The sequence below is a fragment of the Nodosilinea sp. FACHB-131 genome, assembly GCF_014695395.1.
GTDB lineage: Bacteria > Cyanobacteriota > Cyanobacteriia > Phormidesmidales > Phormidesmidaceae > Nodosilinea.
On the sequence record NZ_JACJOF010000010.1, the window covers coordinates 216,809 to 229,056 of the forward strand.

Sequence of the window (12,248 nt, forward strand, 5' to 3'; positions counted from 1 at the left end):
ATGAAATTCCTATGGTCGGCGGTGATTATGGGGAGTCAGGAGTTGGGGTAGGGGCGGAAAGTGTTGAGTTTTGAATTTTTAGTTTTGAGTGCAGTCCCTCAACTTAGAACTCAACACTCAAAACTAAAAACTCTTTCCTCACCCCACCTCCCCTATCTTCCTCACCCTCCCCACTTCCCACCCTCCCCCATGTTCGACTTCCTCCGCGCTCAGCCCGCTAGCCCTAGCCCTACTCAAATTGCTCGCTATTGCCGCACCCTCGGCTGGGTGGGGTTGGTTCTCCAGTCGCTTTTGGGGGTGATTCCGCTGCTGGTAGTGATTGGTCGCATTGTGGTCAACCCTCAGTGGCGCGATGTGCGATCGTCCTGGGGATTGTGGCTGGCGGTACTGGGTCTGGCGATTTTGCTGTTTAGCATCTACTGGTGCTTCCGCTACATTCACATGGCGCGGCGGCTCGACAACCCTGATCTGCGCCCGGCCAAGTCGACGGTCAAGCGCAACCTCAAGCTGGGGCTGCTGAGCAACCTGGTGCTGATGTCGATCGGCGTACTGCTGGCCCTCTGGCGAGTGACCCTGCTGAGCATCAAAATGCTGACCATTCCCCAGGGGGCAACGGTGGTTACCCCTGGCGCAGCGGCGGTGCCCGGCGGGCTGATTACCCCTTCCAGCATGATTGCGATTCAGGCGATGGTGAGTGCGATCGCCGCTGGTTTAGTCGGCGTGATCATCGCCCTGCTGCTGATCTACCAGGTGGGCCGCCACCGCAACTCCCCAGATTTGTTCACCTAAGGTTTCTTGGCTTAACCAGCAAGGTATCAATGCGGGGGCTGAAGATGGCTAGCTGGCCTACCCCAGAACTGTACTTTGGGCCTGCAACGCTACACTGCTGTGCCAGTATGCTTTACTGCTGTGCCAGTATGCTTTACTGCGAGGTCAGTAAGCTTTACCGCGGCCTCAAATTGTTAAACTGGCTGCTCAGTATGGCAAGTTGCGAGGCCTGTGGCTTAATTTTGGTTCGCATAACCCCAATGGCAAGGGTGGTGCTACCGGGTACATCCAAGTTTTGTCGCCCACCCTCTCCTGCGGAACGCTTCGCCAACGGGAAGCAAAGAGACCCAGCTCCTTTAAGAGATAAGGCTTACTGGATGAGCGGGATTTTGGTCATGACACCATCCACTGGTTGGGGGTCTCGGTGGGGATGGGGTCGCTCCAGTCATTAGGGTCGGCGTGGAGGATTTTGATGGTGCACTCTATGTCTGCCAAGCTGTCGTAGAGCAATGGGACATCTTTTGGGGGCGGAAATGTGGTTTAAAGGCGGCAGCACAATCTTGGCATGGGCTTCACTTGAGTTAAAACGTCTATCTAAAGGATGATTTATATTCACAACGGAGTCGAGTTGAATAGATTTAACCGTTTACGCATACGGCTCCATCCTCTATGAAACGCGATCCGAGCGGAAAGTTTGTGAACAACTGGGAGCGAGAGACCAAACATCGATTCAGCTTATCTCTAACCCAAACGGCTTGGCGATCGCTCGATCAAGCAGCGCAACAACGGGGTATCTCTCGCTCTGAAGTGATCGAACAGTTTGCCCGCAGCTTAGAGGCGGAGCCTGCTGCCCGCGACCATGAAGCCAATGCTCAAATCGCTCAGCTGCGAAACCAACTGCTTGGGCTACAGCGGCAAAACCAGGCGTTAGAGGCGCGGTTGGCCCATACGCCCAGCCAAGTCGATCGGGCGACAGAGCACAAAGTCGTCGCTATTTTAGAAAGCATCACCGATGCGTTTGTGGCCTTTGATCGCCACTGGCACTACACCTACGTCAACCAGGCGGCAGCCCAAATTCTCCACAAAGCCCCTGAAGACCTGATCGGTAGACATGTTTGGAACGACGTTTTCCCTGAGCTAGTGGGTGGGGTGGCCTACGTGGCCATGCACCAGGCGATCGCCGAGCAAATTCCAGTGGCCTGGGAAGAATTTAGCGAGCCTCTGCAACGCTGCCTGGAGGTCAAAGCCTATCCTGCCGCTGAGGGAGTTACGGTTTATTTTCGAGATGTGACCGAACGCAAGCAGGCCGATGTAGAGCGCGAGCGACTGCTCCGTGAGTTGGAAACAGAACATGCCCAGTTTGAAGCGGTGCTACGGCAGATGCCAGCAGGCGTGCTGATTGCCGAGGCCGGGTCTAATAGATTAGTGCTGGCCAATGAGCAAGCGAAACAAACGTTGGGATATAGCTACGAGCAGTCCTATGAACTAGAAGCCTATGTACCCCTCACGCCCTTTGACGCGTTTCGCCCCGATGGGCAAAAGTATGAGCCCCATGAATATCCCCTACCGCGATCGCTGAGAACTGGCGAAGTCATTACCGGCGAGGAGATGGAGCTGCGCCAGGAAGACGGTCAGCGAACCGTGATTACCGTGAATGCTGCCCCAATTTTGGACAGGCAAGGGCAAATTTTGGCAGCCGCTGTGGTGTTTCAAGACATCACCGAACGCCAGCAAACGGAAAAGCTTCTCAGGCAGCAGGCTGAACATCTTGAAAACCAGCAGAAATGGTTAGAAGCCGTTCTCGATTTAATGCCGACGCCAACCACTTTTATTGACCCAGAAACCGCAAAAGTCATTTTTGCCAACCGAATTGCCAATGAGCTAGCCGGGGGTGATTTGCCTAAAAACAAATCATTAGAGGAATATGCCGACGCCTATTACTGCACCAATGCCCAAGGCGATCGCGTTGCCACCGACCAAATGCCCGCCGTGCTCATTGCCCGGGGGGAGCGGTTACAGAACGTTGAGATGAACTGGCATACCCCCGGCGGCGTTCGGGCCACCCTCTGCTGGGGAGAAACCTTGCCCGCCATGTATGGGCACGGGGCGATCGGCATTGTCATGTTTCAAGATGTGACCCGCCTCAAGCAGATTGAGGCGAACCTGCGGCAGGCCGAAGAGCGCTTACATTTGGCCCTCTCATCGGCCCAAATGGTCGCCTGGGATGTGGACTTAGAAACAGAGCAGGTCGTGTGTTCTCCCAACGCTGAAGAAATTTGGGGCATGCAGGTGGGCACCGCAGACGAGTTTCGGGCCTTCATTCATCCAGACGATCGGCCGCTGCTGCGGCAAGCGACCGTAGATGCCCTAGGAGGGAACCAGACTTTTGCCCAAGAATATCGCGTGGTCACCCCCGACGGTCAGGTGCGCTGGCTCAAGGGTCAGGGGCAAGTTTACCTCAACGAATCTGGACAAGCCGTCCGCATGGCCGGGGTTTCGCTCAACATTACCGATCGCAAGCACATCGAAGCCAATCGCGAGACCCTACTCGCAGAACTCCAGCGCAAAGAACAGCAGCAGCAGTTTTTGATTGAACTCAACGATGCCGCTCGCACCCTGCAAGACTCAGAGGAAATTGTCTGGCAGGTCGTCAACGCCACCGGCAAACATTTCAACGTCACACGCTGTGCCTACGGTGAAATTGACGCGGTGCAAGAACATGTGATCGTCGATCGCGATTACTGCGACGGCGTCATCAGCGTTGTGGGTAAACACCACATGGATTCGTTTGGAGCTGAGATCATTGCCGAGCTAAAGCAGGGCAAAACCATTGTGGTCAACGATGTCAATTGCGACCCTCGCACCGCTGGGGCCGGAGCGGCGGCCTTTGCCGCTATTGAGACCCAATCGCTGCTCTGCGTACCGCTGGTGAAGCGCGGGCGGTTTGTGGCCCTACTGGTGCTACACCATGCGGCCCCTCGCGCTTGGACAGCCGACGACGTGGCCCTGCTAGAGCGCATCGCTAGCAAAACCTGGCTGGCCGTAGAGCGATCGCGGGCAGAGGCGGAACTGCGCGAAAGCGAAGCGCGGCTACAGCTCGCCCTCAACATTGGCCGCATGGGCACCTGGGAATGGGACATGCAAACCAATATCAGCCGCTGGTCGGCGGGGCATTTCACCATCCTGGGTTTCGAGCCCTATGAATGCGTTCCGAGCTACGAGATGTGGGCCAGCCGCATCCATCCCGATGACCTGTCAGCTGTTCAAGCAAAGCTCCAGCAGGCGATTCAGGAACGCACTGAGTATCATCAGGAATATCGACTGCGCTGGCCAGATGGGGCGATTCGCTGGGTCGAGGCCAGAGGGCAGTTTTCCTACGACGCTCAGGGCCAGCCCAGGCAGTCTATCGGGGCTGTCATCGATATTACCGAGCGCAAGCAAGCCGAAGAGGCCCTGCATCAAGCGCTGCAAAAGCTCAACTTCCACGTTGAAAACACGCCGATGGCGGTGATCGAGTGGGATTGCGACTTTCGCGTGACTCGGTGGTCAGCGGGCGCAGAGCGCATCTTGGGTTGGCAAGCAGAAGAAATGCTGGGCAAAACGTTAGCCGAGATCCCGCTTGTCTATGAAGACGACTTAGAACCCGTTACCGAAGCCTGTCGCCGGTTGATTTACGGTGAGGAGTCCCACATCTTTTCATCCAACCGCAACTACACCAAAGATGGCGCCGTTGTTCACAGCGAATGGTACAACTCCAGTCTGAGAGACGAATCGGGACGGATGACCTCAATCTTGTCTCTGGTGCTGGATGTCACCGAACGCAAGCGCGTCGAAGACGAACGCAAGCGCGCCGAGCAGGAGCGCGAACAGTTGCTCGGCCGGGAACGCGTGGCCCGAGCCCAGGCCGAAGCCGCCCAACAGCAGTTGGCCACCCTCGTTGACACCTCCCCAATTGGCCTCGCGCTATTAGACGATGAGCAGCGGTTTATCGCCATCAACGCCGCTATGGCTGAGATCAATGGGCTACCCCGTGACCATCACCTGGGTAAGTCGGTTGCAGATCTATTTGGTGCCTCTGACCCCGCGATCGTCGACGTTATTCGCCAGATTTATGCCACGGGTGAGCCGTTTATCTCGCCCAACCTGCCCCTCAATGCCCCTGGCCATGAGGATCGCCGCCCCGGCTATTACGACGTTTACTATCTACCAACGGTTGACTCCCATCAGCGGGTAGAGGGGCTTTTGGCCTATGTTATCGATGTCACAGAGCGCGTCAAGCTAGAGCGTGCTCAGCAGTATTTGGCTGAGTCGAGCGCCGTGCTGGCATCATCTCTCGACTACCAAACCACCCTAGAGAAAGTTGCTCAGCTCACCGTCCCGAAACTGGCCGACTGGTGTACCGTCCACATCGTGGAGGAGAATGGTGCCATTGACCAAATTGCCGTAGCGCACGTTGACCCAGCCAAGCTGGAATGGGCTCATCAGATCCGAGATAAGTATCCCTTAGATCCGGAGTCAGAGCGCGGCGCGGCCCTGACCCTGCGCACCGGCCAATCAGACCTTGTGCCTGAAATTCCCGATGAGCTGTTGGTCCATGCCGCTAAAGACCCTGAGCACTTAGAGATTTTGCGGCAGGTTGGCTTTAGCTCAGTGATGACGGTGCCGCTGCGCACCCAAGACCGCGTTATGGGCGTGATCTCGTTTATCTCGGCTGAGTCGGGCCGCCGCTACACCACCGCAGATCTGCAGCTCGCCGAAGAATTGGCGCACCGGGCTTCCCTAGCGATCGAAAATGCTCAGCTCTACCAGGCCGCCCAGCGCGATCGAACCAAAGCACAAACCGCCAACCGCATCAAAGATGAATTCCTGGCCGTGCTGTCCCATGAGTTGCGATCGCCCCTGAACCCGATTTTGGGCTGGGCCAGAATCTTGCGCAGCCGGCAACTGGATACGACCAAAACGGAGCAAGCCTTAGAAACCATTGAGCGCAACGCCAAACTCCAGGCTCAGCTGATCGAAGACTTGCTAGATGTTTCCCGCATTTTGCAGGGCAAGATGACCTTGAATATTGCCCCCGTGAGTTTAGTCGCGACCATTGAAGCGGCCGCTGAAACCGTGCGACTAGCGGCTGAAGCCAAACGGATTCATATTCAAACCACGCTGCATGCGATCGCGGGCCAGGTTTTGGGCGACACCAATCGGCTCCAGCAGGTGGTTTGGAACCTGCTCTCCAATGCGGTTAAATTCACCCCAGCGGGTGGGCAAGTCGTCATCACCCTGGAGCAGGTTGACGCCTATGCTCAAATTCAGGTGAGAGATACCGGCAAAGGCATTCATGCAGAATTTTTGCCCCACGTGTTTGATTATTTCCGCCAAGAAGACGGCACCACCACCCGCCAGTTTGGCGGCCTGGGCTTGGGCCTGGCGATCGTGCGTCAGCTCACCGAACTGCACGGCGGGATGGTTTGGGCCGACAGCCCAGGCCAAAACCTGGGCGCGACCTTCACCGTACTGCTCCCCCTCAACCTAGCAAAGCCGGATCAACGGTCTGCCGCTGAGCCCCTAAAAAAAGCGACCGACTTAACTGGGCTACGGGTCTTGGTGGTAGACGACGAGGTCGACATGCGAGAGCTGGCGTCCTTCGTCCTCACCCAGGCGGGGGCTGAGGTAACCGTTGCCGCCTCAGCTATGCAGGCCCTCGGTCGACTCAATCAGGCTGTGCCCGACCTGTTGCTGTGCGACATCGGCATGCCAGAAATGAATGGCTACGCGCTGATTCAGCAGATCCGCAAAAGACGCCATGACCAGGGTGGCAATATTCCTGCGATCGCCCTGACGGCCTATGCGGGAGAGATCAATCAGCAGCATGCCCTAGACGCTGGCTTTCAGCTGCATCTGGCCAAACCCATTGAACCAGACCTGCTGGTGAGCGCGATCGCCACGCTAGTGAAACCTCAACCGAAAGAATGCTAGCGTCGCTTCCGCACCGGCTCTGGGGGTGGGCGATAATACCCTCGGTTTCTTTGCCCCACCAACCATGCTGCAATACGTGCGATCGCGCCTGCTGCCCTACCTGCGTACCCAGGTGCTGCCCTCCAAACCCGCCCAGCTCCTCATTCAAACTTGGCTGAAGTGGGATCGCGACAACGTCCCCGGCATGGCGGCGGCGCTGTCATACTACGCGCTGTTTTCGCTGTTTCCGCTGCTGTTGGTGATTCTCGGCGTGGTGGGGGCGCTGGTTGGCCCTGATTCGGAAGCTTTCACCGCCATTCAGGAAATCATTGTGCGCTACTTGCCTCCCGAAGTGCACGACCTGATTAAAGACACCATCATCGCCCTCAACGAAAACAGCGTCGGGGCAGGGCTGATTGGCTTTGGCATTCTGCTGTTTGCCGCCAGCACTATCTTTGCAATTTTGAAGCGATCGGTGAACAAAATCTGGGAAACCCCTAGCCGCGTCAGCGAAGCTGGGTCGCCGGCCCGCATGGCGCTGTTTTTTATTGTTAACAAACTGTCGGCCTTTGTGCTGGTACTGGCCACAGCGCTGCTGCTGCTGGCCTCGCTGCTGTCGCAAATTGTCATCAAGATCATTCTCACTCTGGTGAATACGTTTCAGGCCACCTTTGATCTGCTCACGATTGACGAAGTGATTTTGAGCAAAAGCCTAGAGGCGGGCTGGTCGTTTTTGGCGCTCGGTTTTGCGATCGCTGGGCTATTCCGCATTCTGCCCTCAATCAAACTCTCCTGGCGCGACATTTGGCCCGGTGCCCTGCTCACCACCCTGCTGTTGGCGGCCTTGCAGTGGCTGGTCAGCAACAGCGTCATTAGCCTGGGCAGCCGCTTCGTCTCCTACGGCGTGATCGGCAGCGTGATGATTTTGATGCTGTGGATCTTTTTGGCCTGCCAAATTTTCTTTGCGGGCTGCGAGTTTTCGTTTGTGTATGCCCATCTGTTTGGCACCAAACGGCGAGCTGCGCGGTTTGGGGAATAGAAACACAGCCGACTGGGCCACCGCCATCGATACTAGAAAGACTTAGCCTAACGGAGACTGATATGCCCGATTTAGCAACGCTTGGTCTGTTTTTTACCGCCGCTTTTATCCTCAGCATTACGCCAGGGCCGGGCATTCTTTACACGCTGGCTCGCAGTCTCAACGGCGGCAAATCTGAGGGCATTTCGTCAGCCCTGGGCCTGTTTGTCGGCGGGCTGGTGCATGTTTTCGCCGCCGCCGTCGGCATTTCTAGCCTGTTGATGACTTCGGCTATGGCGTTCGCTCTGGTGAAATACGCCGGGGCGGCTTACCTGATTTATTTGGGGCTAAAAACTCTATTGAGTCGAGACAGGCTACTCGTCAAGGCTGACGCCGCCGTGCCGCCAACTCGTCGCGGCAGCGCGTTTTATCAGGGCGTGATTACTGAGGTGCTCAACCCGAAGACGGCGCTGTTTTTCTTGGCCTTTATTCCGCAGTTTATCAATGTTGAAAGCGGCAGTGTTTTTACTCAGTTTTTGGTGCTGGGTTTGATTACAGACTTTTTGAATCTGGCGGTGGATGTTTTTGTCGCGTCTTTTGCCGGGCCGATTGGGCAAAAAATGCGGGCGAGCGGCAGCTTTAGACGCGGTCAGCGCATCACATCGGGCTGCACCATGATTGGTCTGGGCGCGTATGTGGCGATTGCCGATCAGAACTAGCAGCTTGAGCAATCAACGATGCTGTTGGTGCGTGTGTTGGGTGAACTAATCAGGGGAAAAGATTCAATGGTGAGCTTTAGAGTAGTGCTGGTTGGTTTGAGCCTGGCCATGCTGTCGGCCTGTGCCACCCAAGCGCCAGCGACTAGCCCGGTAGCCACTGTCCCTGCCCAAGAACGGTTTGGCGACCGCCCCGGCGTCACCGTTTTAGCCGCAGCCCCAGCTGCTGCGGTGCAGGGGCAAACCCTCTACGTGCCGGTGTATTCCGAGATTTTTGATTCCGAGGCCGATCGCACCTTTCAGCTGACGGTGACTCTGAGCTTGCGCAACAGCGATCGCCGCCAGCCCATCATTCTCACCACGCTGGATTACTACAACTCGGGGGGCGATCGCGTCGTCACCTACCTCGATGCGCCCATTCAGCTCGGCCCCTTGGCCTCCACCGAAGTCGTTGTCGACCGCACCAACGTCGCCGGCGGGGTAGGGGCCAACTTCATCGTCACCTGGCAATCCGTCGCCCCCGTCAGCGCCCCCGTCATCGAAGCAGTGATGATCAGCACCGCCTCTCAGCAGGGCCTTTCCTTCGTCAGCCCCGCCCGCGTGATCGAAGAACTGCAACCCTAGGACAAACAGCGGCGTCGAGATGGCCTAGCCCAACCCTGGCCGACAACGCCATCACCCGCTCATGTCTTGCCGTAGCTCGCCGCCGCATCGCTATGTCATGGCCTGGATATAGCGATGCAGCACCTGGTTATAGAATACGATCGCCCTGCAATCCTAAAACAACCCCTGGGTATAGCAAAGCAGCCCTTGGTTATACGATGCGATCGCTCCGCATTGCTATGTCATGGCCTGGATATAGAGAAACAGCACTTGGTTATAGGATGCGATCGCTCTACATCGCTATGTCACCGACTTGACATGACAGAACATCATCTGGAGGTAGCCTACGATTGCCCTGCTTCGCTGTGACATCATTTTGATATGACATGCAATGGCGAAGCCAGAGATAGCAAAAGAACGAAAATAGAAGAGCGGAAAAACGTCAGATAGGCCCAAGTCTTAGCAGTTTAGGCTGTCCTAATTTGGACTTCACCGGCTTGTAGCTCACGACGTGTCAGAAACCGGAAATCAATCCAGCGATCGCCCCCCTTCCCCATATCCCCTAACTCACCTACCCTCCCACCCTCTACTCCCCACCCCCTCACCCTCCCACTTCCCATGTCCACCATCCACCCCGCCACCGACTTCCGCTCCGACACCGTCACTTGGCCCACCCCCACCATGGTCGAGGCCATGGCCACCGCCGAGCTAGGGGATGACGTCTACGGCGAAGACCCCACCGTCAACGAGCTAGAGGCCCTGGCCGCCAACCTGCTGGGCAAAGAGGCGGGGCTATTTGTCACCAGCGGCACCCAAGGCAACCTAATCGCCGCCCTCACCCACGCCCAGCGCGGCGACGAAGCCATCCTCGGCGAAGACGCCCACACCTTCTGCTGGGAGGCCGGGGGCATCGCCGTGCTGGGCGGCATCACCACTCGCCCACTGCCCACCGACAGCCGGGGGCGCATGGCGATCGATCAGATCAAAGCGGCAATTCGAGTGGATAATCCACACCTGCCCCACAGCCGTTTGGTGCTGCTCGAAAACAGCTCTGGCGGCAACAATGGCGCGGCGATCGCGCCCGACTACTTCGCGGCGATCGGCACCCTGGCCCAAACGCATCATCTCAAGGTGCATTTAGATGGAGCGCGGCTGTTTAATGCCGTCACTGCCCTTGGGGTCGAGCCGACCGACATCACCGCCCATGTCGATTCGGTGAGCGTGTGCCTCAGCAAGGGGCTGTGCGCTCCGGTGGGCTCCCTGCTGGTGGGCAGCGAGGCGTTTATTCACCAGGCCCGCCGCCACCGCAAGCTGCTGGGCGGCGGCATGCGCCAGGCCGGTGGGCTAGCCGCAGCGGGCATCATTGCCCTCAAAACCATGACTCAGCGATTGCAGACCGATCACGACAATGCCCAGGCTCTGGCCCAGGGGTTAGCCACAATTCCAGGCATTGACATTGACTCAGCGGTGGTCGAAACCAATATGGTGTTTTTTGACCTAGCCGAGGAGGTAGCTATTTCTCCAGAGACCCTGATCAAAGCGCTGAAGGTTGAGTACGGGCTGCATATCGGCGGGTATGGCGATCGCCGCCTGCGGGCCGTCACCCACTACTGGATTGAGCTACCCCAGGTCGAGCGGCTGATAGCGGCCATGCGCACCATTCTGACCCGGCATTGACCCCAGCAGCAGGACAATCGCGGCAAGGGTGTAGGGTTTAAGGAGCGTGGTCCGCAACCACCTTCGGGACGCTAAGCCTTAAGGGATCCAGCTGCAGCGATCGCGCTGCTGGTTGCGCTACACCCCAGACCTGGCTAAACTTAGCCCAGCAAACTGACCCACCCCTCTTAACCGGCCCCCTATGGAATGGCATGTGACCGATGCCCAAAGCCTGCGTGTGATTGACTCCGAAATTGGCGACCACAGCTTCTCGCCGTCGGAATACGAAATTGTGCGCCGGGTAATCTATGCCACCGCCGACTTTGCCTTCAAAGATCTCATTCATTTCTCTGACCAAGCGCTGCAGTCGGGGGCCGCAGCCCTAGCAGCCCGCACCACCATCATTGTCGATGTGCCCATGGTGCAGGTGGGCATTACCCCCTGCATTCAGAACACGTTTGCCAACCCGGTCTATTGCAGCATGGATGCTTTGACCCGCCCTCAGAAGGGCAAAAGTCAAGCCTCATGGGGGGTAGAAACCCTGGCCCAGCGCTACCCCGAAGGTGTCTTTGTGATCGGAGCTTCTGAGGCGGCCCTGTCTACCCTGGTAGACCTAATCGACGCCGAAAAGGTGCGCCCAGCCTTAGTAGTAGCCACCCCCGCCGGGTTCATCGAAACCGCCGTGCTCAAAGCCCGCCTGCAAGACACCATGGTGCCCCACGTCAGCATTAACGGTCGCAAAGGCAGCGCTGTGGTGGCCGCTGCGATCGTCAACGGCCTGGTTGACCTAGCCTGGCAGGCCTATGGCAAAGAGAGTCCCTAGGGAGTGCAGCAGATTTCGGGTGCAAGGTGCAGGGTACAGGGTATAAAGGCTATTCCCTTTAACCCTGTACCTTCGGCCTTAAACCCTATACCCCACCTACCCTTGCCTAAAGCCACCATTTAACAGTCGCGGTTCTCGATCGCGCCATCGGGCATGGTGGTATTGCAAAACCGCACCATGCTGCGGTTGACACCGCGTAGATTAGCGCCCTTGAGGTTGGCTCCTTTCATATTGGCGGACCCCAAGGTGACGCTGAGCATGACTGCACCACTCAGATTGGCATCGGTGAGGTTGGCGTCGGTGAGGTTGGCCTGGGTCATCTCCACGTTGGAGAGGTCAGCCCCAGAGAGATTTGCATCGGGCAAGTTAGCGCCGTTCATTTGAGCCCCGGCTAGGTTAGCACCGCTGAGGTTGGCCCCTTCCATATCGCTGAGCATGAGGTTAGCTTTCCCCAGGTCAGCTCCGGCCAAATTGGCCCTAGTGAGCACCGCAATTTTGAGGTTGGCCCCAGTTAGATCGGCGTTGCTGAGCTCGGCCTCATTGAGAATGCACACCTGGCACTTTTTGGTTTCGAGCAGCTTTTGCACATCGTCGGGAATGGCGGCTTCGGCGGGGGCAAAGCTCAGGCTCCAGAGCATGAGGGCAAGGGCCAGCATGGCCAGTAGGCGTTTCATAGTCAGCAACAATCCTGTAAGGCGGGTCTTGGTTATTC

Annotated in this window: 8 protein-coding genes; 7 read left to right on the forward strand and 1 reads right to left on the reverse strand. The window is 57.4% G+C overall.

What is annotated here, in order from left to right:
* The first annotated feature begins 189 nt into the window (after positions 1-189).
* The 7 genes from H6F75_RS06270 (at position 190) to H6F75_RS06300 (ending at position 11,536) form a co-directional block, all read left to right on the forward strand.
* A complete protein-coding gene (locus H6F75_RS06270; RefSeq protein WP_190750295.1) occupies positions 190-789 on the forward strand; it encodes a DUF3611 family protein in 600 nt (199 codons plus the stop codon).
* Positions 790-1,437: 648 nt separating this feature from the next.
* Entirely contained in the window at positions 1,438-6,741 is a 5,304-nt protein-coding gene (locus H6F75_RS06275) for a PAS domain S-box protein (protein WP_190750297.1), read from the forward strand.
* A 25-nt stretch (positions 6,742-6,766) separates the two neighbouring features.
* The gene (locus H6F75_RS06280; RefSeq protein ID WP_347710616.1) at positions 6,767-7,759 is read left to right on the forward strand and encodes a YihY/virulence factor BrkB family protein; all 993 of its coding nucleotides are present in this window, start codon (positions 6,767-6,769) and stop codon (positions 7,757-7,759) included.
* 62 nt (positions 7,760-7,821) lie between these two features.
* Complete coding sequence (locus H6F75_RS06285) at positions 7,822-8,457, forward strand: LysE family translocator (protein ID WP_190750301.1); 636 nt, start codon at positions 7,822-7,824, stop codon at positions 8,455-8,457.
* A gap of 66 nt (positions 8,458-8,523) precedes the next feature.
* Positions 8,524-9,078 (forward strand): DUF3124 domain-containing protein, encoded by a 555-nt coding sequence (locus H6F75_RS06290; RefSeq protein WP_190750303.1) that lies wholly within the window; start codon positions 8,524-8,526, stop codon positions 9,076-9,078.
* A 597-nt stretch (positions 9,079-9,675) separates the two neighbouring features.
* Positions 9,676-10,734: a low-specificity L-threonine aldolase gene (ltaE, locus tag H6F75_RS06295; RefSeq protein WP_190750305.1), complete on the forward strand. Its 1,059-nt coding sequence runs from the start codon at positions 9,676-9,678 to the stop codon at positions 10,732-10,734.
* 181 nt (positions 10,735-10,915) lie between these two features.
* Positions 10,916-11,536: a precorrin-8X methylmutase gene (locus H6F75_RS06300; protein WP_190750307.1), complete on the forward strand. Its 621-nt coding sequence runs from the start codon at positions 10,916-10,918 to the stop codon at positions 11,534-11,536.
* Between the two features lie 119 nt (positions 11,537-11,655).
* Here the strand turns inward: H6F75_RS06300 and H6F75_RS06305 are convergent, their stop codons facing one another.
* Positions 11,656-12,210: a pentapeptide repeat-containing protein gene (locus H6F75_RS06305; RefSeq protein ID WP_190750309.1), complete on the reverse strand. Its 555-nt coding sequence runs from the start codon at positions 12,208-12,210 to the stop codon at positions 11,656-11,658.
* Positions 12,211-12,248 lie beyond the last annotated feature (38 nt).

Coding starts and splice junctions, on each gene's coding strand:
- H6F75_RS06270 (WP_190750295.1), top strand. CDS start 190: ATGTTCGACTTCCTCCGCGCTCAGCCCGCTAGCCCTAGCCCTACTCAA.
- H6F75_RS06275 (WP_190750297.1), top strand. CDS start 1,438: ATGAAACGCGATCCGAGCGGAAAGTTTGTGAACAACTGGGAGCGAGAG.
- H6F75_RS06285 (WP_190750301.1), top strand. CDS start 7,822: ATGCCCGATTTAGCAACGCTTGGTCTGTTTTTTACCGCCGCTTTTATC.
- H6F75_RS06290 (WP_190750303.1), top strand. CDS start 8,524: ATGGTGAGCTTTAGAGTAGTGCTGGTTGGTTTGAGCCTGGCCATGCTG.
- ltaE (WP_190750305.1), top strand. CDS start 9,676: ATGTCCACCATCCACCCCGCCACCGACTTCCGCTCCGACACCGTCACT.
- H6F75_RS06300 (WP_190750307.1), top strand. CDS start 10,916: ATGGAATGGCATGTGACCGATGCCCAAAGCCTGCGTGTGATTGACTCC.
- H6F75_RS06305 (WP_190750309.1), bottom strand. CDS start 12,210: ATGAAACGCCTACTGGCCATGCTGGCCCTTGCCCTCATGCTCTGGAGC.